At 65.4% G+C, this 23,408-nt stretch carries 20 protein-coding genes; 9 read left to right on the top strand and 11 right to left on the bottom strand.

The window, feature by feature from the left end:
- Positions 1–296 (bottom strand): abscisic acid-deficient protein Aba4 family protein (locus tag ABWP50_RS06925; protein WP_353217265.1); only part of this gene is annotated, 296 nt, incomplete at its 3' end.
- 87 nt (positions 297–383) lie between these two features.
- On the opposite strand from ABWP50_RS06925, the gene ABWP50_RS06920 reads away from it, so the two are divergent.
- Positions 384–1,118, top strand: a complete 735-nt coding sequence (locus ABWP50_RS06920; RefSeq protein WP_353217264.1) for a class I SAM-dependent methyltransferase — start codon at positions 384–386, stop codon at positions 1,116–1,118.
- Here ABWP50_RS06920 and ABWP50_RS06915 read toward each other — a convergent pair.
- Positions 1,108–1,497 (bottom strand): RidA family protein, encoded by a 390-nt coding sequence (locus tag ABWP50_RS06915; protein WP_353217263.1) that lies wholly within the window; start codon positions 1,495–1,497, stop codon positions 1,108–1,110. The genes ABWP50_RS06920 and ABWP50_RS06915 overlap by 11 nt on opposite strands.
- 16 nt (positions 1,498–1,513) lie before the next feature.
- Entirely contained in the window at positions 1,514–2,560 is a 1,047-nt protein-coding gene (locus tag ABWP50_RS06910; protein ID WP_353217262.1) for a D-alanyl-D-alanine carboxypeptidase family protein, read from the bottom strand.
- Between the two features lie 199 nt (positions 2,561–2,759).
- Here ABWP50_RS06910 and ABWP50_RS06905 point away from each other — a divergent pair, with 199 nt between their 5' ends.
- Positions 2,760–4,352 (top strand): peptide chain release factor 3, encoded by a 1,593-nt coding sequence (locus ABWP50_RS06905; protein WP_353217261.1) that lies wholly within the window; start codon positions 2,760–2,762, stop codon positions 4,350–4,352.
- Entirely contained in the window at positions 4,352–6,313 is a 1,962-nt protein-coding gene (locus tag ABWP50_RS06900; protein WP_353217260.1) for a transglycosylase domain-containing protein, read from the top strand. Before ABWP50_RS06905 ends, ABWP50_RS06900 begins: the two co-directional genes overlap by 1 nt.
- 389 nt (positions 6,314–6,702) lie before the next feature.
- Here ABWP50_RS06900 and ABWP50_RS06895 read toward each other — a convergent pair whose 3' ends face one another.
- The 5 genes from ABWP50_RS06895 to ABWP50_RS06875 form a co-directional block, all read right to left on the bottom strand.
- On the bottom strand, positions 6,703–8,520 hold the full coding sequence (locus ABWP50_RS06895; protein ID WP_353217259.1) for an AMP-dependent synthetase/ligase: 1,818 nt from the start codon (positions 8,518–8,520) through the stop codon (positions 6,703–6,705).
- Positions 8,521–8,601: 81 nt separating this feature from the next.
- Complete coding sequence (gene ggt / locus ABWP50_RS06890) at positions 8,602–10,338, bottom strand: gamma-glutamyltransferase (protein WP_353217258.1); 1,737 nt, start codon at positions 10,336–10,338, stop codon at positions 8,602–8,604.
- Positions 10,339–10,396: 58 nt separating this feature from the next.
- Positions 10,397–10,801 carry a GNAT family acetyltransferase gene (locus tag ABWP50_RS06885; protein ID WP_353217257.1) on the bottom strand — a complete coding sequence of 135 codons (405 nt, stop codon included), beginning with the start codon at positions 10,799–10,801 and terminating at the stop codon, positions 10,397–10,399.
- Positions 10,798–11,820 carry a quinone-dependent dihydroorotate dehydrogenase gene (locus ABWP50_RS06880; RefSeq protein WP_353217256.1) on the bottom strand — a complete coding sequence of 341 codons (1,023 nt, stop codon included), beginning with the start codon at positions 11,818–11,820 and terminating at the stop codon, positions 10,798–10,800. The genes ABWP50_RS06885 and ABWP50_RS06880 overlap by 4 nt, the downstream gene beginning before the upstream one ends.
- A 32-nt stretch (positions 11,821–11,852) precedes the next feature.
- A complete protein-coding gene (locus ABWP50_RS06875; RefSeq protein WP_353217255.1) occupies positions 11,853–12,860 on the bottom strand; it encodes a ligase-associated DNA damage response exonuclease in 1,008 nt (335 codons plus the stop codon).
- Between the two features lie 128 nt (positions 12,861–12,988).
- Here ABWP50_RS06875 and ABWP50_RS06870 point away from each other — a divergent pair, with 128 nt between their 5' ends.
- The 3 genes from ABWP50_RS06870 to ABWP50_RS06860 all read left to right on the top strand — a co-directional run bounded on the left by ABWP50_RS06870 (position 12,989) and on the right by ABWP50_RS06860 (position 17,084).
- Positions 12,989–15,334, top strand: a complete 2,346-nt coding sequence (locus tag ABWP50_RS06870; RefSeq protein WP_502951003.1) for a ligase-associated DNA damage response DEXH box helicase — start codon at positions 12,989–12,991, stop codon at positions 15,332–15,334.
- Between the two features lie 28 nt (positions 15,335–15,362).
- Positions 15,363–16,025: a ligase-associated DNA damage response endonuclease PdeM gene (gene pdeM / locus ABWP50_RS06865; RefSeq protein ID WP_353217253.1), complete on the top strand. Its 663-nt coding sequence runs from the start codon at positions 15,363–15,365 to the stop codon at positions 16,023–16,025.
- Between the two features lie 180 nt (positions 16,026–16,205).
- On the top strand, positions 16,206–17,084 hold the full coding sequence (locus ABWP50_RS06860; protein WP_353217252.1) for a UTP--glucose-1-phosphate uridylyltransferase: 879 nt from the start codon (positions 16,206–16,208) through the stop codon (positions 17,082–17,084).
- A gap of 77 nt (positions 17,085–17,161) precedes the next feature.
- On the opposite strand, the gene ABWP50_RS06855 is transcribed toward ABWP50_RS06860, so the two are convergent.
- Positions 17,162–17,869, bottom strand: coding sequence for a molybdopterin-dependent oxidoreductase (locus ABWP50_RS06855; RefSeq protein WP_353217251.1), 708 nt, complete (start codon positions 17,867–17,869; stop codon positions 17,162–17,164).
- Here ABWP50_RS06855 and ABWP50_RS06850 point away from each other — a divergent pair.
- Both ABWP50_RS06850 and ABWP50_RS06845 read left to right on the top strand, forming a co-directional pair.
- A complete protein-coding gene (locus ABWP50_RS06850; RefSeq protein WP_353217250.1) occupies positions 17,805–18,230 on the top strand; it encodes a flavin reductase family protein in 426 nt (141 codons plus the stop codon). The two genes, ABWP50_RS06855 and ABWP50_RS06850, sit on opposite strands and share 65 nt — an antisense overlap.
- Positions 18,220–19,758 carry a lipopolysaccharide biosynthesis protein gene (locus tag ABWP50_RS06845; RefSeq protein ID WP_353217249.1) on the top strand — a complete coding sequence of 513 codons (1,539 nt, stop codon included), beginning with the start codon at positions 18,220–18,222 and terminating at the stop codon, positions 19,756–19,758. The genes ABWP50_RS06850 and ABWP50_RS06845 overlap by 11 nt, the downstream gene beginning before the upstream one ends.
- A gap of 13 nt (positions 19,759–19,771) precedes the next feature.
- Here the strand turns inward: ABWP50_RS06845 and ABWP50_RS06840 are convergent, their stop codons facing one another.
- Entirely contained in the window at positions 19,772–20,269 is a 498-nt protein-coding gene (locus ABWP50_RS06840; protein ID WP_353217248.1) for a DUF2306 domain-containing protein, read from the bottom strand.
- Between the two features lie 89 nt (positions 20,270–20,358).
- Between ABWP50_RS06840 and ABWP50_RS06835 the strand changes: the two genes are divergently transcribed.
- Entirely contained in the window at positions 20,359–21,207 is an 849-nt protein-coding gene (locus tag ABWP50_RS06835; protein ID WP_353217247.1) for a LytTR family DNA-binding domain-containing protein, read from the top strand.
- Here the strand turns inward: ABWP50_RS06835 and ABWP50_RS06830 are convergent.
- The gene (locus ABWP50_RS06830; RefSeq protein WP_502951002.1) at positions 21,192–23,408 is read right to left on the bottom strand and encodes a primosomal protein N'; all 2,217 of its coding nucleotides are present in this window, start codon (positions 23,406–23,408) and stop codon (positions 21,192–21,194) included. The two genes, ABWP50_RS06835 and ABWP50_RS06830, sit on opposite strands and share 16 nt — an antisense overlap.

The raw sequence follows: 23,408 nt of genomic DNA, 5'->3' as shown, positions 1-23,408 counted from the left end.
TGCCAGCTGCCCACCCACAGATCGAACACCAGATAATGCACCCAGCCGGCCAGCAAGGCCTGCGGGGAGGACAGGAGCAGCCGCACCCCGTCCAGCGTGTCAAAGCCGGCGCCCGGCGGCGGGCCCTCGCCAGCCAGACCAGCCCCCAACAGCGACACATAAAGCCCGGACAGCAGCACGGCGATAATGCGTGCAATCAACACGCAGCGCGCTCGCGCCACCGGCGCTGCTGCCAGCGCAAGCCAGCCGGGCAACACGGCGGCGCTGGCGATCTGAAACAGGCTGTCGGTCGTCATCGCGGCTGACAGTGAATGCCCTGCCGATGATGGTCAAGCCAGGCTGGCTGCGATATCATTGCATCATCATTTCGGGGAGGACCACTGATGATCAAACATGTTTCAGCGCTGGCGGGCATTGCATTTGCTCTGATGGCGGCAGCGCCAAGCGATATCGTGATGGCGCCCGGCCGACCAGAGGCGATGGTGGCGCTCGATGCCGGGCGCATGCCGGCCGCGGTGCTGGCGCAAAGCCTGATCCGCCCCGGCGCGCGGGTGATGGATGTGATGGCAGGGCAGGGCTATTATACCGAATTGCTGGCGCGTCATGTTGGTCCCAAAGGCCGGGTGATCGCCATCGAGCCAGTGAATTACATGAACGATCCAAAGACAGCCGCCGGCTGGGCCGATCTGCAGCAACGCCAGAGGAATGTCGAGCTGATCGTCGGCGCGCCGGGCGAGGCCAAGATGCCTGACGGTCTGGACGCCGCCTTCTTCCACCTGACCTACCATGATCTCTATTGGCAGAGCGAGAAGTTCAAATATCCGCGCACCGATGTCGATGCCTACAACGCCAAGCTGTTCCAGGCGCTGAAGCCAGGCGGCGTGGTGATCATCATCGACCATTATGGCGTGCCCGGCATGGACAGCCGCGCCCAAGCCGACAAGACCCACCGCATCGATGCCGAAGTGGTGAAATCCGACATGGCCCGCGCGGGTTTTCGCTTTGCCGGCAGCGTGCCCATCCTGGAAATGGCAGGCGATGATCCCGCCAAACTGGTGTTCGATCCGGCGCTGAGGGGCAAGACCAATCGCTTCTATTACCGGTTTGTCAGGCCGTAGCCCGCAACACCGCCGTCACCTCGATCTCGATCTTCATGGCGGGATCGATCAGATTGGCGAAGATCACCGTACTGGCCGGCGGATTGGTCCCGAACGCGGCGCGCAGCTGCGGCCAGCAGGGTTCGAAATCGGCACGGTTGGGGACGTAATAGGTGACGCGCACGACATGGGCGAAATCGCTGCCGGCTTGCGCTAGCGCGCGGGCGATGATGGCCAGCGCATTGGCGCACTGGGCCGTCACGTCGGTGGGCAATTCGCCGGTTTCGGGATTGCGGCCGACGGTGCCTGAAACAAACACGAACGGCGCTGCGACCACGGCGCGGCAATAGCCAACCTTGGCCTCCCACGGCGCGCCCGATGCAATGCGGGTGATGGTCATGTGCGCTGCGTTGCTGTCAGTGGCGTGGCAGGGTTGCGCCACCGGCCAGCCGCGGCGCCGACAGTCCGTCTTCGCCCAATGTGGTGATCGCGCTGGCCACGTCCACGGGCTGCACGGCGCGCACCGGCAGTGGGGCCTCCCCATCCAGCGCGGCAATGTCGCCGCCCAGCCCGTCCATCACGGCATCAGGCAAATCGTCTGGTTCAGCAAAGCGGCTGGCCACGGTGAACATCAGGCCCTGGGCGCGCGCCGCCAGCACATCGAAACCAATGTTGAGCAAATCGCCGACATTGTTGTCCCGGCCCAGCCGGCTTGGCCCGCCCAACACCACCGCGATCAGGCGGCGGCCCTCGCGCACCGCCGATGCCGCCAGCGTGAAGCCGGCCGCGTTGGTAAAGCCTGTCTTGATCCCATCCACGCCAGGCATGGTGCGCAACAAATGATTGTGATTGGCCACCGCCTGGCCATGATATTGATAATGCGCCTGGCTGAAGGCTGGATATTGATCCGGAAAATCGCGCAGCATGGCGCGCGACAGCAGTGCGATATCGCGGGCGGTGCTGGTATGATCGGGGTGGGGCAGGCCGGATGCATTGTAAAAAACCGTGCCGGTCATGCCCAGCCGCTGCGCGGTTTGCGACATGCGGGCCGAAAAGCCGGCTTCGCTGCCGCTGATATGTTCGGCCAGGGCAACGGCGATATCATTGGCGCTTTTGGTGGCAATCACACCGATGGCATCGCGCAGGCTGATGCGCGCGCCGATGCGCAGGCCCAGCTTGGACGGCGCTTGCCCGAAGGCATGGCGTGAAATGCGCAGCTCATCATCCGGATGCAGCCGGCCAGCTGCCATTTCTTCAAAGGCCACATACAAGGTCATTACCTTGGTGATCGAGGCCGGATAACGCGCTTCATCGGCGCGGCGGGCGTACAACACCTCTCCGGTGCCATTGTCGATCAGGATGGCGGCATAGCGCGGCGCGGAAAAAAGGCTGGCTGCAAAAACCGATGATGCGGATACCACCATCAGCACTGCAAGAAAACGCGCCACGGCCTTGATCAACAAGTGTTTTGCCTCCGCCACCCGAGAATGTATTGCTAACCCAATTGCGGTCTCGCTGCAAAGGGGGCGAATGGCGGTGGTGCGCCATGTCGCAGCATTTGTGCGCCAAAAGCCTGACCGAAGGGCCCATATATGCCTAGCCATTGCCCTTTGCGCACACTTCTGTCATGCGCCCAACCACCTGCTGTTGCTGGCTTTCCGTATGAACGTACCTTTTTCCCCCCTCGCCAGCGCGGTCGAGCGCCGCCGCACCTTTGCGATCATTTCGCATCCCGATGCCGGCAAAACGACCCTGACTGAAAAGCTGCTGCTGTTCGGCGGCGCCATCCACGCTGCCGGCGAAGTGCGCGCGCGCGGCCAGAACCGCCGCGCCCGGTCGGACTGGATGAAGATCGAACAGGCGCGCGGCATTTCGGTCACCTCCAGCGTGATGACCTTTGAACGCGGCGGCATCACCTTCAATCTGCTCGACACGCCGGGCCACGAGGATTTTTCCGAAGACACATATCGCACGCTGACGGCCGTGGATTCCGCCGTGATGGTGATCGACGCGGCGAAGGGCATCGAAGCGCAAACCCGCAAGTTGTTCGAAGTGTGCCGCTTGCGCGATGTGCCGATCATCACCTTCATCAACAAGGTCGACCGTGAAGGCCGCGACCCGTTCGATCTCCTCGATGAAGTGGCGGACATGCTCGCGCTCGAAGTCGCGCCCTTGAACTGGCCGGCCGGCATGGGCGGCGAGTTCACCGGGCTTTATGATCTCAAGCAGAAGCGTTTTCACCGCCCCGATGGCAGTGACAGCCGGCTGGCCGGCGATGTCGTGCAGGTCGATGGCCTGGATGATCCGCGCATCGATGCGCTGGCCGGGCCGATGGCCAGCCGGCTGCGCGAACAGGCCGAACTGGCCGAAGGCGGCTATGCGGCGCTGAATGTCGAACAATATCGGGCTGGCGCCCTCACGCCGGTGATTTTCGGCTCGGCGCTCAAGGATTTTGGTATTACCGATCTGATCGACGCGCTCGCCCGGCTGGCGCCCAGCCCGCGCCCGCAGCCGGCGCTGCCGGCCGCTGTCGATCCCATGGGCGCGCAGGTTTCGGGCTTTGTGTTCAAGGTGCAGGCCAATATGAACCCGCAGCACCGCGACCGCATTGCATTCTTGCGGCTGGCATCGGGGCGCTTCCGGCGCGGCATGAAGCTCCGCCAAATGGCCACTGGCAAGCTGATCGCCATCAATTCACCGATTTTCTTCTTCGCGCAGGACCGTGAAATCGCCGACGAGGCGTTTCCCGGCGATATCATCGGCATCCCCAACCATGGCGTGCTGCGCGTTGGGGATTCGCTGGTGGAGAAGGACGATGTCACCTTCACTGGCATCCCCAATTTTGCGCCCGAAATCCTGCGCCGCGTGCGGCTGGACGATCCCACCAAATCCAAACAGCTCAAAACTGCGCTGGTCGATATGGCCGAAGAGGGCGTGACCCAATTGTTCAAGCCGGCGCTGGGCAGCCAATGGATCGTCGGCGTTGTCGGGCAATTGCAGCTGGAGGTGCTGATCAGCCGGCTGGAAGCGGAATACCGCGTTGCCGCCAGTTTCGAAGCCAGCCCCTACGAAACGGCGCGCTGGATCAGCGGCACGCCTGCCGACGTGAAAGCCTTCATGGACGAACATCGCAGCGCCATGGCCGAAGACCGGGACGGCGCGCCGGTGTTCATGGCGCGGGACAATTGGGATCTGAATTTCGTCGCCGGCCGCTATCCGGCCATCCGCTTTTCGGCAACGCGGGAACGCGCCTGATGGCCAGCCTGCCCAGTGCAACAGCCGATATCTGGGCCAGCATCTGGAGCCGGATTCGCCCGCTGCGTTGGTGGCTGCTGGCTGGATTGGCCGCGGCCTTCGCGGCGTTGCTGGCCTGGCTGGTGGCCACGGCCCCGCTCGGCCGGGCGCTGGAACCCGCCAAGCAGCCCAGCCTGATCATCACCGACATGAACGGCAAGCCGATAGCCCGGCGCGGTGATTACAAGGAAGAGCCGGTGGCCATCGCCCGCCTGCCGGCCTATGTGCCCGCTGCGTTCATTGCCATCGAAGATCGCCGGTTCCGCGACCATCTCGGCATTGATCCCATCGGCATTTTTCGCGCCGCCGTCACCAATGCCAAGGCCGGCGGCGTGCGCCAAGGCGGATCGACGCTCACCCAGCAGCTGGCCAAGACCAGCTTCTTGTCATCCGAACGCTCCATCAAGCGCAAGCTGCAGGAAATCATCATCGCGCTCTATCTGGAAGCGCGCTTGTCCAAGGACGAGATCCTGCAAAATTACCTGAGTTCGGTGTATTTTGGCGACGGCGCCTACGGCATCAGGGCAGCGGCGCGCACCTATTTTGACAAGACACCCGAACAATTGGCGCTTGGCGAAGCGGCGCTGCTGGCTGGATTGGTGCAGGCGCCATCGCGGTTGGCGCCGTCGCGCCACCTTGATCGCGCCCGCGCCCGAGCGGTTCAGGTGCTGGCGGCGATGGCCGAAACCGGCGCCATCACCCCGGCCCAGTTGCGCAGCGCCCGCCCGGCCGACTATCGCCCCGGGCGCAAGGTGCTGCCAACCGGCAGTTATTTTGCCGATTGGGTGCTGGCCGAAGCCCGCGACGCCACGGCTGCCGATTATGGCGAGACGGTGGTGAAAACCACCCTCGATCCCAAACTGCAGCGCATGGCCGAAGACATGATCACCGATGGCCTGGCCCGGGCCCGCGGCCTGAATGTCACCCAGGCGGCGCTGGTGGCGATGCGGCTGGATGGCCGCGTCGTGGCGATGGTGGGCGGCGTCGATTACCAGGCCAGCAGCTTCAACCGCGCCAGCCAGGCTCAGCGCCAGCCGGGCAGCTCCTTCAAACTGTTCGTCTATCTCGCCGCGCTGGAGGCTGGGTTGACCCCCGGTGACACCATCGTCGATGAACCCATCGAAATCTGCGAACCGGGCCAGCAGCCAGGCGCATGCTATGCGCCCAAAAACGACGATCTGCGCTTTCGCGGGCCGATCAGCCTCGCCACTGCCTTTGCCGCCAGCTCCAACATCGCCGCTGTGAAGCTGGCGCAGCAGGTCGGCATAAAGGCAGTGGCGGCGCAGGTGAAGAAACTCGGTATCACCGGCGGCGTCAGCATCTATCCGGCGATGGCGCTGGGCACCACGCCGATCCCGTTGATCGACATGACCCGCGCCTTTGCCGCCGTGGCCAGTGGCCGCTACCCGGTGCGTGCCACCGGCCTGTGGCGCAGCGACCCGCCGCCCGAAGCCGTCACGCCCGCCGAGGACACCGCCGCAACCTGGCCAGTGCGCACCAACATGCTGCAACTGCTGGAAACCGCAGTGCGCAACGGCACCGGCAACGCGGCGCGCCTGTCGATGCCCACCTGGGGCAAAACCGGCACCACCCAAAATCACCGCGACGCGCTGTTCATCGGCTTTGCCGGCGATCTCGTGGTCGGCGTGTGGGTGGGCAACGATGATAATTCGCCGATGGCCGCCAGCCTGGTCGGCGGCGGCCTGCCGGCGCGGCTGTGGAAAGGCTTCATGACCGCAGCCCTGCAAGCCGAAGGCAAGCTGCAGCGCGTCGCTGAAGTGGCACCCGTCACCATCGATATGGAGGCACTGGTCCTCGATGCCGACAGCATGGAACTCAATCTGGATGGCACCCTGGCGGCACCGCCGGAACCACCACCAGCCGAAACCCTGCCCGTCCCACCGGAACCGCCGCAACCGTAAACCAGCCTTGCCAAGGCCCATTCGACGTCCCGCCGGCGGCCCCTTCCCTTGCTCTTTCCTCGTCGCCCCGGACTTGATCCGGGGCTTGGCTTGCCTTCGCCCCCGCTCCAAAATCCGCGCCACTTTTGACGCCTTTGACGAATCGGGCGGGATTAGGCGTTGAAAACCCGAGATTTTCAAAGAATCACACCCCGCCGCCGCTGCCGGCCGCAACCGACAGCCCAGCCTCGCCATCATGACAGGCAAGGCCCGTGTAGGACAGAGAGCCAGGCAAGAACGCCGCCGGCGGCCCTATTCCTCGTCCTCTTCCACCCCGCCCTGTTTGACTGCGCCGCCCCTAGGGTCAGCAGTTCGCGTGTCAGCGGGCTGCCGGGCGCTTTGGCAGCCACTCAATCGCGATACAGCCGGTCCAGCCGCGCGCCATAAACCTGGCGCAGCACATGGCGGCGGATTTTCAGCGATGGTGTCAGCTGCTGATTGTCGGTGCTGAACGGTTCATCGGCGATGATCACGCGGCGCACTTTTTCGGTGACGCTCAGCCGCCCGTTGACGCGGTCGACGGCGGCTTGCAGGGCGCGGACAAATTCGGGTTCGTTCTGCAATTTGTGCAGATCGGCCGGCAGGCCCTTGTCACGCGCAAAGCCCAGCGCCCATTCGGCTTCCGGCACCACCACGCCAACCAGATAAGGGCGCTTGTCGCCATAGACCATCGCCTGCGCAATCTCGTCCTGCAGGGTGAGCATGCCTTCAACGCGCTGCGGCGCGACATTGTCGCCCTTGTCGTTGATGATGATGTCTTTCTTGCGATCGGTGATCACCAGGTGGCCATCCGTGTCCAGATGGCCGATGTCGCCGGTGTACAGCCAGCCGTCTTTCAGTGCCTTGTGGCTTTCGGCGTCGTTCATCCAATAGCCGTCCATCACCAGCTCGCCGCGCACCAGTATCTCGCCATCGGCAGCGATCTTCACTTCCACACCGTCCAGCGGCGGGCCGACCGTGTGCATTTTCAGCCGGGCGCGCGGGCGATTGCAGCTGACCACCGGGCCGGATTCGGTCTGGCCATAGCCTTGCAGGATCGGGATGCCGATGGCGGTGAAGAAAATGCCGACTTCGGGATTGAGCGGTGCGCCGCCGGCCACCATGCCGCGCAGGCGGCCGCCGAATTTGGCCCGGATGGATTTGCGGATGGTGCGTTCCAGCGCGAGATCAATGGCCTTTTCGATCAGGCTCAGCGGCTCGTTCCGGGCTTCCTTGCGGGCGATCGCCAGCGCTTGATTGAGCAGCGTGATGGCCAGGCCGCCTTGCTTCTCGATCTGTTTGGCGATGCGCATGCGCAGCACTTCAAACAGGCGCGGCACCACCACCATGAAGGTTGGCCGGGCTTCCTCGATGTTGCTGGCCAGTTTCTCCAGCCCCTCGGCATAGACGATCTGGCCGCCCATCCCCACCGGCATATATTGGCCGGCGGTGTGTTCATAAGCGTGGGACAGCGGCAGGAACGACAGGAAGATCTCACCCACGGCCTCGGCAGGCGGATCGGGGAAATCCTGTTCGATCACGGTGATGGCGCCGGCGATGTTGCGCAGAATCGCGCCGTGATGCTGGCGCACGCCGCGCGGCACGCCGCCGGTGCCGCTGGTGTAGATCAGGCAGGCCAGATCCTCGCGGCTCATGGTGGCGCGGGCGCGCACGGCGGCGCGGTCTTCGGTGATGTGTGCGCTGCGTGACGCGATCAATTTGCCCCAATCATGGATGGCCAAGCCTTGCACGTCCTGAAGTGGCTCGAGGGCGATCACCATGCGGCAGGCTTCGGTGGCCAGCGCGGCCGGCAACAGATTCTTGGCCAGTTTCGGCCCGGACACCACCACCGCGCGCGCGCCGCTGTTGGACAGGATATGGGTGTGATCGGCTTCGGTGTTGGTGGTGTAGGCCGGCACGGTGATGCCGCCGGCCGCCATGATCGCCAGATCGGCCAGGCACCATTCCGGGCGATTTTCCGATACGATGCAGATGCGGTCACCGCGCTTGATGCCGGCCGCAATCAACGCCGCCGACAGGCTGGCCACAATATCCCGCGCCTGCGCCCAGCTGGTGGCCCGCCATTGGCCTGCTTGCTTGGCCGACAGAAAGGGCCGCGCCGGATGGGCATCGGCACGGTCCAGAAACATCGCAACCAGATTTGGCGTCTGGTTGATGCGTTCCGCCATTGCGGCAGGCCGCAGTGGCGGCAATTTCGGCAGCATCATCCTCTCCCCGCAGCAGCGTTTGTCGCTGCCGACTGTTTGTTTTCAGTAACCGGCCGGTCGGCCTTCGCCGCGCGCATCGGCGCCGCCGCGCCAGCCGCCTGCCACACGCTGCACCCCGTTCAGCTTGAGTGGCAACGCCGTGGCCACCGGGCTATGGCCCATCGCGGTGAACGCCGGGATCATGGTTTCCAGCATCGTGCCTTTTTCCACAGCAAAACGGTCCCCGATGGCAATCAGCTGCGGCAATGCGATGGCCTGCTCCACGGGCAGCCCCCAATCCAGCACGCCGATGATGGCCTTGGTTACCTGCGCGACGATAGTGACGCCGCCGGCGGCGCCAATGGCGAGAATGGCCTTGCCGCTGCTGTCATAGACGATGGTGGGTGACATGGCCGATCGCGGGCGCTTGCCGGCCTTGACGTGATTGGCCGTCAATACGCCCTGATCTTCGGGCGCAAAATTGAAATCGGTCAATTCGTTGTTGAGCACGAAACCGCCCGATACCAATCCGGAACCGAAGCTTTTTTCCACCGTGCTGGTCCAGGTCGTGATGTTGCCCATCGCATCGGCAACGGCAAAATTGGTGGTGCCGGCGACTTCATTGTCCGCTGCATTGACACGGGCCATGGGCGCGCCGGCGGGCATCCCGGCGGTGGCCTTGGCCATGCGCCCGCCCGGGCTGATCAAGGCCGAACGCGCCGCCAGATAGGCCGGATCGGCGAGGCCGTTGGCGGGCACAGCCACGAAATCCGGATCACCGATCCATTTTTCACGGTCAGCATAGGCAAGGCGCTGGCTTTCGCCGAACAAATGCCAGGCCACCGGATTGTCCTTGCCCAGGCCCGCCATATCAAAGCGTTCCAGCTGCTTGAGCATCGCCAGCACGCCGACGCCGCCCGAAGACGGCGGGGCCATGCCGCAGATCTTGTATTGGCGGTACTGGCCGCACACCGGATCGCGCAGCTTGGCGGTGTAGCCGGCCAGATCGGCCATGGTCATGGCGGTGGGATTGGCCTGCGCCGTGGTCACCGTCTGCACGATCCCCTGCGCAATCGCGCCCTTGTAGAAGGCATCAGGCCCCTGCGCTGCAATGCTGCGCAGCGTGGCGGCCAGTTTTTCGTTGCGAAACTGGGTGCCGGCCAGCAGCGGCGCACCGGCGGCATCGAAATACAGCGCGCGGCCTTCCGGGCCGGCCTGTTTCAAACTGTCCTGCCCAAAGGCGATGAAGCGTGCCAGCGTGGGCGACATCACAAAGCCTTCGGCCAAGCGGATCGCCGGCGCAAACACGGCGGCCCACGGCAATTTGCCCCAGCGTTTGTGCGCCTGCGCAGCCAGCGCAACGTTGCCCGGCACGCCCACGCTGCGCCCGCCAGTGGCGGCCTTCATGAACGACAATGGCTTGCCGGCGTCATCCAGGAATTGGCGCGGGCTGGCCACGCCCGGCGCGGTTTCGCGGCCATCGATGGTGCCCAGCGCGCCCTTGGCCGGCTGATAGACCATGAAGCCGCCGCCGCCGATGCCGCTGGATTGCGGTTCCACCACCGTCAGCGCCAGCATGGTGGCGATGGCCGCATCGGCCGCGCTGCCGCCGGCTTTCAGGATTTCCAGCCCGGCGGCGCTGGCGAGCGGGTTGGCGGCAGACACCACCGCCTTGAACGGGCCAGCGCCGGCACTGGCAGCCGCCATCACCGGCCCGCTGTCAGCATCCGTGGGGACCGGCTGCGCAGCGGCAGCAGTGGCCAGAAGGGAAGCGGTGAGGAGAAAGCAGCGTATCGTCATGATGATCGCACCTTAAGCTGATTTCATTTCATGAAAAGTGCCTAAACCGTTCGGCGCTTCACAGGTCTTGTTGCAGCACCTGCACGTCGGCAACGCGGAATCCCAGCGCCTCGTAAAAGCCCAGCACGGCATCATTGCCTGTGCGCACCATCAGATTGAGCCGGGGCATGCCGGCGGCGCGCAGCCAATCCAGCGCCGCAGCCATCAGCGCGCGGCCATGGCCAGCCCGGCGGCAATCATCGGCCACGGCCAGATAATAGACCCAGCCGCGATGGCCATCATGGCCCACCATCACGGTGCCGACCAGGCGCCCGCCGGCATGGCAGGCCAGGATGGTCGAAGCAGGCCCCGCCAGCGCACGATGGGCATCGGCCAGCGGATCGTTCCATGGCCGGGTTAATCCAGCCGCGGCCCACAGGGCAATCGCGGCCGGAACCGCCTCTGCGGCCAGCGGCGCGATCATCCCACCGCCTCGGCCACGTTGGCGAAGCCATCGCGGCGCAGCAGGGCGGCCAGCTCAGCCTTGATGCGTGTCACCAGCCCCGGCCCCTCATAGACCAGCGCCGAGTACAGCTGCACGGCACCTGCACCGGCGCGGATGCGATCATAGGCGTCTTGACCGGAGGAAATGCCGCCCACGGCAATCAGTGGCAGCGCGCCGCCGGTCTCGCTGCGAAAGCGCTGCAACGCCGCCAACGCAAGCGGCTTCAGCGGTTTGCCCGACAGCCCACCCGTTTCGCCAGCATGGCGGCTGGCGAGTGCAGGACGCGAAATGGTGGTGTTGGACACGATCAAGCCATCGACACCGCCATCGATGCAAGCGCGCGTGATGGTGGCCCAATCAGCCTCACCCTGATCGGGCGCGACCTTGACGAAAACCGGCACTTGGGCCGCGCCGCGCGCGGCCATCACCCGCGCGATCAGATCGGCCAGCGCGGCGCTGTCTTGCAGCGCGCGCAGGCCCGGCGTGTTGGGGGACGAAATATTGACTGTCACATAAGACGCCAGCGGCGCCAGCGCGCGCAGGCCGCTGACATAATCGCCGGTGCGGTCTTCGCTGTCCTTGTTGGCGCCCAGATTGATGCCGACGATGCCCGGCTTGCCCATCCGGGCGGACAGCCGGGCATGAGCAAAGTCCATGCCCTTGGAATTGAAGCCAAAGCGGTTGATCACCGCGGCATCTTCCACCAACCGGAACAGGCGCGGTTTGGCATTGCCGGGCTGCGGACGCGGGCACACGCTGCCGCATTCCACAAAGCCAAAGCCCAAGCGCAGCATCGCATCCGGCACTTCGGCATCCTTGTCAAACCCGGCGGCCAGGCCAATCGGGTTGGGCAGGCTGAGGCCGGCCAGAGTGGTAGCCAAAATCGGATCATCGGCCGGCGCTTGGCGCATCAGGCCCGATTTCAGCGCGGCCATGGTGACATTGTGCGCTGCTTCGGGATCAAGCGCGAACAGCAGGGGGCGCAGGTAAGCAAACATGGCTTGGCGCATGACAGGGCCGGCCCGGCGGTTCAATCCCCATCTTCATCGTCGCGGCCAACCAGCGCCAGCGCACGGGCGCGGCGCTGGTGCAGCGCGCACCAGTGCACCAGCGCTTCCTCGCGGCCGTGCGTCACCCACACTTGCGCTGGGTTCAATTCGGTGATGGTGGCGGTCAATTCATCCCAATCGGCGTGATCGGAAATCACCAGCGGCAGTTCGATACCGCTCTGCACGGCACGCTGGCGCACCCGCATCCAGCCCGATGCCATCGCGGTGATCGGATCGGGCAAGCGGCGGCTCCACACATCGCGCAGGGCCGATGGCGGCGCGATGATGATATGGCCTTTCAGCGCATCTCCCTTCAGCAGGCCAACCGGGCGCACATCGCCCAGCGCCACGCCGTGCGCTTCATACAGCGCGCACAGCGCCGTCATCGCGCCGTGCAGATAGATTGGCGCATCATGCCCGGCGCGGCGCAGCTCCGCGATCACCCGCTGCGCCTTGCCCAGCGCATAGGCCCCCACCGCGACGCAGCGATCGGGATTGGCGGCCAATGCGGCCAGCAGTTTCTGGATTTCATCGGTGGTACCGGGATGGCGAAACACCGGCAGGCCGAAGGTGGCTTCGGTGATGAAGATGTCGCAGGCCAGCGGCTCGAAAGCAGCACAGGTCGGATCGGCGCGGCGCTTGTAATCGCCCGAAACGATGATGCGCGCTCCCGCTTTTTCCAGCACCACTTGGGCTGAACCCAGCACATGGCCGGCAGGCAGCAGCATGCAGGTCAGGCCATCGCCCAGCGCCAGACGTTCGCCATAGGCCAGCGCCTGCCCGCCTGGCTGCGGCCCGAAACGCTGGTGCATGATGCTGAGTGTTTCCGGTGTCGCAAGCACATGGCCATGGCCAGCGCGGGCATGATCGGCATGGCCGTGGGTGATGATGGCGCGGGGCTGCGGGCGCGACGGATCGATCCATGTGTCGATCCCGGGCAAATACAGCCCCGCCGGCAGCGGTTGGATCCAGTCAGGGTCAGTTTTCATCTGTGCCACGATGGCGGCTTGCTTTGTTCCTGTCACCCTTGCCATGGGTCGCAGCTGTGCAACTCCCCCCGATCATCGCCAATTGGTTTGCGCAGCGCGGCTGGCAGGTGCGTGATCATCAGCTGGCGATGATCGCTGCCGCCGCACAGGGCCGGCATGCACTTCTCACTGCGCCCACCGGGGCTGGCAAGACGCTGGCCGGATTTTTGCCGACGCTGGCCGATCTGGCGACAACGGCCCATGATGGCCTGCACACGCTGTATATCTCGCCGCTGAAGGCGCTGGCGGTGGATGTGCAGCGCAATCTGATCAACCCCATCACTGAAATGGGCCTGGATATCACCGTGGAAACCCGCACGGGTGATACGCCGTCCGATCGCAAGGCCCGCCAGAAGGTGCGTCCGCCGCAGATTTTGCTGACCACGCCCGAAAGCCTGGCCATCCTGCTCTCCGCACCCGAAGCCGCCACCATGATGGCCGGCGTGCGCCGCGTGATCATCGATGAAATCCACGCCTTCGGCACCAGCAAGCGCGGCGATCAATTGTCGCTGTGCCTCGCGCGCCTGCAACGCCTCGCGCCGGCCATGCAGCGGGTCGGCCTGTCGGCCACCATCGCCGATCCCGAAAGCTGGGCGGGCTGGCTGGCCCCCGATGCCGATATAACCCAAGTGGAAGTCGTGCGCGCCATTGGCGGCGCCGCGCCGGCCATCGATATCCTGGTGATCGACGATCGCATCCCGTGGGGCGGTCACAATGGCCGCTGGGCGGCGCGCGCCGTGATGCGCCGCATCGAGCAGGCCCGGCTGGCCATCGTGTTCGTCAACACCCGCGCCGTGGCGGAATTGGTGTTTCGCGATTTGTGGGCGGAAAACGATATGGCGCTGCCCATCGGCATTCACCACGGCAGCCTGGCCCCCGAAGCGCGCCGCAAGGTCGAAGCTGCGATGGCCGCCGGAAAATTGCGCGGCATCGTGGCCACGGCCAGCCTCGATCTTGGGCTGGATTGGGGCGATGTTGATCTGGTCATCCAGATGGGTGCGCCCAAAGGTGCATCGCGCCTGCTCCAGCGCACCGGCCGCGCCAATCACCGCATGGACGAAGCCAGCCAGTGCCTGATCGTGCCGGGCAATCGCTTTGAATATCTGGAGGCGTTTGCGGCGCGCGATGCGGTGGCAGCGGGGGAGCTTGATCCCGACGGCTTTCGCGCTGGCGCGCTCGATGTGCTGGCGCAGCATGTGGTGGGCTGCGCGGCGGCTGGGCCATTTTATCCCGCCGCGCTGTATGACGAGGTGAAAAGCGCGGCGCCTTACGCCGGGCTGACCCGCGCTGTGTTTGATGAGGTGCTGCATTATGCGGCCACTGGCGGCTATGCCCTCAAGGCCTATGAACGCTACCAGCGGCTGGTGGTGCAGCCTGATGGCCGCATGCGGCTGCGATCGGCGGCGCTGGCGCGGCAATGGCGGATGAACAGCGGCACCATCGTCGAAGCCGTGGCGATGAATATTCAGTTCGGATCGGGCAAAGGCCGCGGCGGCCGCCGGCTGGGCCAGATCGAGGAATATTTCGCCGGGCAATTGCTGGTGGGTGACAGCTTCATGTTTGCCGGCCAGGTGCTGGAGGTGACCGGCTTTGATGGCGCCGACGTGCATGTGAAGCTGGGGCGCGGCAATCCCAAGGTCCCGGTATATGCCGGTGGCCGCATGCCGATGACGACCCGGCTGGCGATGCGGGTGCGCGGCCTGATGAACACGCCGGATCGCTGGCCGGAAATGCCGGCCGATGTGCGCGAATGGTTGGCCATTCAGGCGCGCGTGTCGCGGCTGCCGGGGCTGGACGATGTGCTGGTGGAAACATTCGAGCGTGATGGCCGCTGGTATCTGGTGGCCTATGGCTTTGCCGGCCACCCCGCGCACCAGACGCTGGGCATGCTGATCACCCAGCGTATGGAACGCGCCGGGCTCAATCCGCTGGGCTTTGTGGCCAGCGATTATGCCATGGCGTGCTGGAGCCTTGATCCAGTCGATGATCCGCGCGCGCTGTTTGATCCGGCGGTGCTGGAGGATGAATTGGGCGCGTGGCTGGCGGCGTCGCCATTTCTGCGCCGGGCCTTTCGCGAAGTGGCGATCATTGGCGGCTTGATCGAACGCACCCAGCCTGGCGTGGTCAAGACCGGCAAGGCGATGAGCGTATCGTCCGATCTGATTTATGATGTGTTGCGCCGGCACGAGCCCGGCCATTTGCTGCTGGCGGCAGCGTGGACCGATGCGCGCGGCAAGCTGACCGATATTGACCGGCTGGCGGCGCTGCTGGAGCGTGCGCACAGCCAGATGACGCACGTGCGGCTGGCGCATGTGTCACCGCTGGCAGTGCCATCCTTGCTGACCATCGGCCGTGAACGGGTAGGGGAGAGCGCCGATTCGGCGCTGCTGGCAGAGGCCGAAGCGTTGATTGCCGAAGCGATGCGGGTTGCCTGATCCCGCGTCAGCAGCGTAGCGCACGGACATGGGCGCAGTGTTTGAATTTGCCGGGGCGATGTTCCAGCCGCTGGCCAGCGGCGCGCTGTATTGGCCGGCGGGCCAGACGCTGTTTGTCGCCGATCTGCATCTGGAAAAGGCCAGCCATTTTGCCATGCGCGGGCTGTTCCTGCCGCCGCATGACAGCGCCGACACACTGGACATGCTGATTACGGCAGTCGCGCAGACCGGCGCGCAGCGGGTGGTGTGCCTGGGCGACAGTTTTCATGATCAAGGCGGGCCGGACCGTCTGCAGCCAGCGGCGCGCCATGCGCTGGGCCTGATGACGCACAATCTCGATTGGTGGTGGATCACCGGCAATCACGACGAGGCCGCTGCGGCCAGCCTGGGCGGGCGTGTGCTGGAGGAGGCCGTGCTTGGCCCGCTTACGCTGCGTCATCAGGCCGACCCGCACGACGCAGCGCCGGAATTGTCGGGCCATTTCCATCCCAAGCTGGTGATCCGCCACCGCGGTCGCCACATCGCCCGGCGCTGCTTTGCCGCTGGCCCCGCCAAATTGATCCTGCCGGCGTTTGGCAGCTTTACCGGCGGGCTGGATATCGCCGATCCGGCCATCCGTGCCGCTTTGGCTGGGCCGGCAACTGCGCTGGTGATGGACGGGGATCGGCTGCTGCGGTTTCCAGTGGCTTGAATGCCGGCCCGCGCGGCCCGCCGCCAGAATATGGGCTGCTGCAACGCGGCGGCAACGATTTGGCGCATCGCCCGGCGGGTTGGCGCAGTATGTGATGAAAAGTAGCACAAGTTTACCGAAGATTAGCTTGACCGGGGCTACAGCGAAGCACATGCGCCGGGCAGTGAAAAAGGGGCAAGAATGACATTTCGACCAGTGAAAACCGCCGTGTTTCCGGTGGGCGGCCAAGGCACGCGATTCCTGCCGGCGACCAAGGCAATGCCGAAGGAAATGCTGCCGGTGGTGGACAAGCCGCTGCTGCAATATGCCGTTGACGAAGCTTTGGCCGCCGGGATCGAGCGGCTGGTGTTCGTGACAGCGCGCGGCAAGGGCGCGCTGGAGGATTATTTCGATATCGCGCGCGAACTGGTCGATTCCCTCGTCAAGCGCGGCAAGTCAGCGGAATTGGCAATCCTGGAAGCCACCCAGATCGAACCGGGCCGGATGGTTTATGTGCGCCAGCAGGATCCGGCCGGCCTGGGCCATGCGGTGTGGTGCGCGCGGCATGTTGTCGGCAACGAAGCCTTTGCCGTGCTGCTGCCTGACGAATTGCTGTGGAATCCGGCCAGCCCGGCGCTGAAGGAAATGCACGAAGCCTACGAGCAGCTTGGCGGCAATATCATTTCCGTGCTGGAAGTGCCGGACGAACACACCCACCGCTATGGCATCGTCGATCCTGGCGCAGTTGATGGCCTGATTACCGAGGTGAAAGGACTGGTTGAAAAGCCTGCCGCTGGCACGGCACCGTCGCGGCTGGCCGCCATCGGCCGCTATATCTTGCAGCCCGAGGTGATGGATGTGCTGGCGCAGGGCAAGCGCGGCGCTGGCGGCGAAATTCAATTGACCGATGCAATGGCCGAAATGATCGGCGTGCAGCCGTTTCATGCTCTGACCTTCACTGGCACCCGCTTTGATTGCGGGGACAAGACCGGACATATGATGGCCAACGTGGCGCTGGCGCTGGAACGCGATGACATCGGGCCGGCACTGCGCACGTGGTTGAAGGGCCTCGCGCTATAAAAGCGTGCAGCAAAGCGCGGGGCCATCGCCAACGCTGATCAACCGCCAGCCCTGCTCCGGCCGCCGGTACCGGGCTGTCAGGGTAGTTGCACCACCAGCAACTTGCGCAATTGCCGAACTGACCGGGCCGCCCGAGCCTCGTTTGGCACAACGAGACGCAGCGGGCCGTCATCCGGGCTCAAGGCTTTGCCGTCGCAATTGCCGGTGACAATAGCCGGGCTGTTGCCCAGCTTGGTATCAATTTCACCAAGGCTGAATGCTGCCCGGTAGCCATCTTCGGCCTGGGCGATGATGACCAATGTCAGCGCGGGGCCGCGCACGTCTGCGCCGGTTGGCAGGCCCGCCGCTGCTGCCAGATCACTCAAGCGGACTCCGGTGCAGCTGTGGCTTTTACCATGCGCGGCAAAATCGGCCTGGACCTGCGGCAGCCTTGCCAATGTGGCGGCATCAAGCGGCAAGGCGGCTGGTATATCCGCCGCAGCAGCAAGGCTCAGCAACAGCAGGGACAGGGGCAACATCGGCGGATCCTCGGGGAGGGTGTTGAACAGCAAACACCAAGGATAGTGCGGTAGCGGCCATTCATAACATTGACGAGGCGCGAAATCGCGATAACTACGCCGCATGACCTTGCAGCCAACCGACGTTTCCGCGCCAAACCATGAAGGCGCCCCTTTCGATGCACGATTGCTGCGCGATGCGTTTGGTTGTTTTGCGACGGGGGTGACCGTGGTGACCAGCCAGTCGCCCAGCGGGGAACGCGTGGGCTTGACCGCAAACAGCTTCACCTCAGTCAGCCTCGATCCGCCGCTCGTGCTGTTCTGCCCGGCCAATGGCGCATCGGCGCTGCCGATTTTGCGCCAATCGGGTCGATTTGCGATCAACATCCTCGATCTTGATGGTCAATCGGTGGCCAATCGCTTCACCCAGCGCGATGTGGACCGGTTTGGCGCGCACGACTGGCTGGATTGGGATGGTGTGCCGGTGCTGGCCGCCGCCAAAGCCGCCTTTGCCTGCAGCTTGTATGCCGATCACGATGGCGGCGATCACCGCATCATCGTCGGCCGGGTCGAGCGGCTGGCGCTGGATGCCGCGCGGGAGCCTTTGCTGTATCTGCATGGCCGCTATCGCCGGGTGCATGTTGGCTGAACCCGCCGCCTCCAGCCGGGACGCCGCGGAAACCGCGGCACTGGCAAAAGGCGGGCGCACCAGCTTTTTTGGGTATGTGCTGCGTCTGGCGGCGCGCTTTCCCTTTCTGTTCATTGCCGGGCGGCTCTACGGCGCTGAAGCGCTCGGGCGATTTGCCTATGCCACCATGGTCGTCGAACTGGCTGCCATGTTGGCCACCCTGGGCCTGAAGCGCGGCCTGGCCGAAGATCTGGCCCGCCGCCCCGATGATCAGGCCGGCGCGGTGGCCGATGCCTTGCTGGTGGCGCTGCTGGCCGGGCTGCTGGGGGCCGCTGTGCTGGTGGCGCTGCCCGAATTGCTGTTCCCGGCGGCGCGCCTGCACCCGCTCGATCGCTGGTTTGCGCTGATCATCCCGTTCATTGCGCTGGCCGATATCGCATTGGCCGGGCTCGCCTTTCATCACGATGTTGCTGCGACGGTGCGGGCGCGGTCGATCATCGAACCCTGGATGTTGTCGATCGCTGCGTTGGCACTGGCGTTCACCGCCTGGAAAGGGGACGGTATGTTGATTGCCTATGTGCTGTCGATGCTGGCGGCGTTTCTGGCGGCGCTGGCGCCGGCGGTGCGGCGCTTTGGTTGGCCCCGGGGATGGCGGTTCGATGCAGCGCGGCTGTGGCGGCTGGTGCGTGCCAACGGCCCGCTGGCCGGCGCCGATCTGGCCGAATGGGGCGCCCGCCGGCTGGATATCTTCATTCTGGGGCGCTTTGCCTCCGCTGAATTAATTGGTATTTATTATGTGGCCCAGCAGATTGCATCGCTGCCGCAACGGCTGAAATCCAGCTTCGATCCCATTCTTGGCCCGGTGCTGACTCGCAATCTGGCGGCGGGCAATCTGGTCAAGGTGGCGGCGCATGTGCGCCAGATCAGTTTCTGGGTGGCTTCGGTGCAATTGGCGGCGGTGTTGTCGCTGGGGATCGTCGGGCAGGCAGCCATGGGTTTGTTTGGCCCGGCCTTTGCCAGCGGTGTGGTGGTGCTGGCGGTGTTGCTGGCCGTGGAGCTGCTGGCAGCGCAAGCCGCCGTGGCCGAAGGTGCGCTGATTTATGTGGCGCGCGGCCGCAATCTCACCTGGTCGGTAATCGGGCTGGTGGTCCAGGCCGGCCTGACGCTGTGGCTGGTGCCGTTGGATGGGCCATTGGGCGGCGCGGTTGGGGCGGCGGCGGCGCTGGCCGCGGCGGCGCTGCTGCAATCCGTTGCCAAATCGCGGCTGCTGGCTGCCCGATTGGGCCATCCGGTGTCCGGCTGGCGCTGGTCCTTGCTGTTGGCGGCGCTGCCGGCATTTGGCGCCGGGATGCTGGTGCTGCGCACCCCTGAGCCCATTCAACTGACCATCGGATTTTTCGCCATATTGGGCACCTTTGGCTTTGTGATGTGGCGGTTCGGCTTCAAGGGCGCCGATCGTCTGCTGCTCGGCCGCGGGCTGAAGCAGTTGGAAGCCGATGCCGCCGGCTTGCCGCTGGCACCGATCCTGCCCGGCCATCAGGCCAGTTGATCACGCCATTTGATCACGCCAGTTTTCGGCGCAGCAGCCGGCCAAACAGCCACCAGCTGCCCACCGCATAAAGCGCGCCATTCAGCCCGATCAGCATCATCCAGAACTGCGTCGGTTCAAAACCCTCCATGATGCCAAAGCGCGGGTTGGTGAGCACCTGGCTGAACGCTGCCATCATCAGGCCCAGCCAGCTGTAGGCCATCTGGATCTTGTGGGTTTTCAGATCAGCCGGATTGCGGTGTGCCAGCCAGCGGCGCAGCGCCAGCATGCCGGAGATCAATGAATACAGGCCGACAAATGCCAGTATGTGAAACGGCAGAAATCTGGTGTCGGGCCGGAACGTCGCCAACGCACCCAGATTGCACACCAGCATGGCGGGCACATACAGCCGGCCGGCCAGCGCGTGCCCGGGCGCGCCTTGGCGGGCGACCATCTGATACAGGCCCAGCGGCATGGCCAGGCAAGCGGCGGCAAGATGAGCAATCAGCAGCGGGGACAAATTGGCAAGCATGGCGGGCCTTTCGGGATTGGCTGAGGCGGAGGTGATGGCCCGGTTGTGACCGCTTGCCGCCTCTTGCCGCAACGCCGGTTTCGCTTATCATGCCAGCCACTTCGTCAAACCCGTCCAAACCGGATTCACGCTGCGTGGAATCGACCGTTTCTTTCTCGCGTGATGCCGCGCCGCCGCTGCGGCCGCTGATTGCGGCCACCCTGTTTGCCGTGCTGGTGTGCCTGATCACCGGGCCGTTCGATACGCTTCGCCTGCCAGCGTCCAGCCGGCTGGTGTTCTGGCTGGTGCTGATCGGCTGGAACAGCGCAAAATGGTGGCTGTGGTACAGCTGGATCGGCCCGCGCGTCACCAATCGCCGCATGGCGGCGCTGGCGGCGCTGCTGGGCGCACTGCTGCTCAATGCCACCATGCCGCTGGAAATTGATCTGATGTTCCGGGCGATCGGTCGGCCAGTGGCGCTGCCGTGGTTCGGCCTCTACGTCACGGCGGTGATCGTGGGCGGATCGATTTCGGTGCTCACCGCCGTTTTGCGCAGTCCGCGCGGTGCTGCCCCACCTGCCAAAGCGACTGCCGAACCGCTCGTTGCGGTGCCTGCCGCCACTCCGCTGCTGGCCCAGCGTGCCGGCCTGCCCGATCTGGCCGATGTGCTGATGGTCACCGCCGAAGATCATTATCTGCGGTTGGTGCTGACGGGCGGCCCGAAGGACTACCTGCGACCGCTGGTGCTGTTTCGCTTCGGCGATGCGCTGCCTGAGCTGGCCGAGCTTGCCGGCGCGCAGGTCCACCGCAGCGCCTGGGTGGCACGCCGCCACGTCGCCGGCGTGCGCCGGGACGGCCGGCGCTGGCTGCTGGTGCTGGCCGATGGCAGCCAGCAAGCCATTAGCGAAACCTACTTGCCCGCGTTGCGCGCCGCCGGCTGGCTTCAGACAAAGCTGTAGGGATCGACATCCACCACCACCCGCACCGATGCCGGCAACGGCACGCGCGCCAGCCAATCGCGCAAGATGGCCGGCAGCGGCAGCTCGCGCCGGGCCTGTATGAGCAGCCGGTGGCGGTGGCGGCCGCGCAGCATGGCCATGCTGGCGGGCGCCGGGCCAAGCACCAGCAAGCCATCCCGAACTGGCGCCGCCGCCCCCAGCGCCTGCGCGCCCAGCCGGGCGGCATCGGCATCGGTTGACGACACGATCAGCGCCGCCAGCCGCCCGAACGGCGGCTGCCCCAGATCACGCCGCGCGGCGATTTCGGCGGCAAAAAACGCCGCGGCGTCGCCCTTGCCCAGCGCCTGCATCAGCGCCGCGCCGGGCTGGTGCGTTTGAATCAGCACGCGGCCCGGCTTGTGGCCGCGCCCGGCCCGGCCCGAAGCCTGCACGATCTGCTGCCAGCTCCGTTCGCCAGCGCGCAGATCGCCGCCTTGCAGGCCAAGATCGGCATCCACCACGCCCACCAGCGTCAGATCGGGGAAATGATAGCCTTTGGTCACCATCTGGGTGCCGATGATGATATCGATGCTGCGCTGCTCAACCGCCGTGACCAACGCGGCGGCGCGGGCCGGGCTGGTGATGGTGTCGCTGGTCACCACGGCGATGCGGGCATCGGGCCAGGTGCGCTGCACCTCCTCGGCGATGCGCTCAACGCCCGGCCCACAGGCCACGAGATGATCGGTGGCGCCGCATTCCGGGCAGGATGCCGGCACCGGCAATTGATGCCCGCAATGATGGCAGGCCAGCCGGCGCGATAGCCGATGTTCCACCATCCACGCCGTGCAATCGGGGCATTGGATACGATGCCCGCACGCACGGCACAGCGTGAGCGGCGCATACCCACGCCGATTCAAAAACAACAGGCTTTGCTCGCCCAGCGCCAGTGTTTCGCTGATCGCTGCGCCCAGCACCGGTGACAGCCACGCGCCGCGCGCTGGCGGATGCCGGGTCATGTCCACCAGCCGCACCTGCGGCAGTTGTGCGCCGCCAAATCGGCTGGGCAGGTGCAGATGGCGATAGGTGCCGCGGCTGGCCAACACCTGGGTTTCGATGGCCGGCGTGGCCGTGGCCAGCACCACCGGCAGGCCTTCCATGCGGCCGCGCATCACCGCCACGTCGCGGGCGTGATAATGCACGCCTTCATCCTGCTTGAAACTGGCTTCGTGCGCTTCATCGACGATGATGCACGCCAGCCGGGCATAGGGCAGGAACAGCGCTGATCGTGCCCCCACCACCACGCGGGCGCGGCCATCGGCGATGGCAGCCCAGGCCGCGCGGCGCTCGCTGGTTTTCAGATCGCTGTGCCACGCCAGCGGCTGGCAGCCGAACCGTGCCGCAAACCGATCCAGCCACGGCGCAGTCAAGGCGATTTCCGGCACCATCACCAGCACCTGCCCGCCGCGCCTTATGGCAGCGGCGATGGCTTCGAAATACACTTCGGTCTTGCCCGATCCGGTCACGCCTTCCAGCAGGAACGGCGCGAACTGCGCGGCGTCCACGGCGTCCACCAGCGTGGCGGCTACGGCCTGTTGATCGGGCGACAGCACAGGCGCGGCATGATCGGGATCAGGCAGCGGCGGGCTGGCATCGCCAGAGACAGTTTCGGCCACCAACGTGCCCGCCGCCACCAGGCCGCGAATCACCGCCTCGGATACGCCGGCGATGCGCGCCAGATCGCGGGCGCTGCCCAAGGTGCCAGTGCCACGCCCGGCCAGAAGCTCCAGCGCCTTGGCCCGTTCCGGCGTCATGCGTGCCGGCGGCGGGCCGCTCAGGCGATATTCCGTCAGCGCCCGCGCCGGCAGGAACGCCACCGATGGCCACGCCATGCGCACCACCTGCACCAGCGGCGCGACATAATAATCGGCGGTCCAATCGATCAGGCGGCGCAGCGGTGCAGCCAGTGGTGGCAGATCCAGCCGCGCAGCCACGGCGCGCAATTTGCTGGCCGGCACTTCGGGCGCTGCGGCGCTGTCCAGATCCCAAACTACGCCGATGATGCGGCGCGGGCCCAGCGGCACCTCCACGGCGTCCCCGGCGTTCAACGTCATGCCGGCCGGCACGGCATAATCCAGCGGCCCCAGGCCATGCTGAAACGGGATAACGCGAACGCGCTGAGGATGGGCAGGATTGGCCGGGAACACCAGCCTGTAGATAGGCAA

The organism is Sandarakinorhabdus sp. (assembly GCF_040398645.1).
Classification (GTDB): Bacteria; Pseudomonadota; Alphaproteobacteria; order Sphingomonadales; family Sphingomonadaceae; genus Sandarakinorhabdus.
The sequence above is the reverse complement of the archived record's forward strand: the minus strand, read 5'-3'. Positions and strand labels throughout refer to the sequence as shown.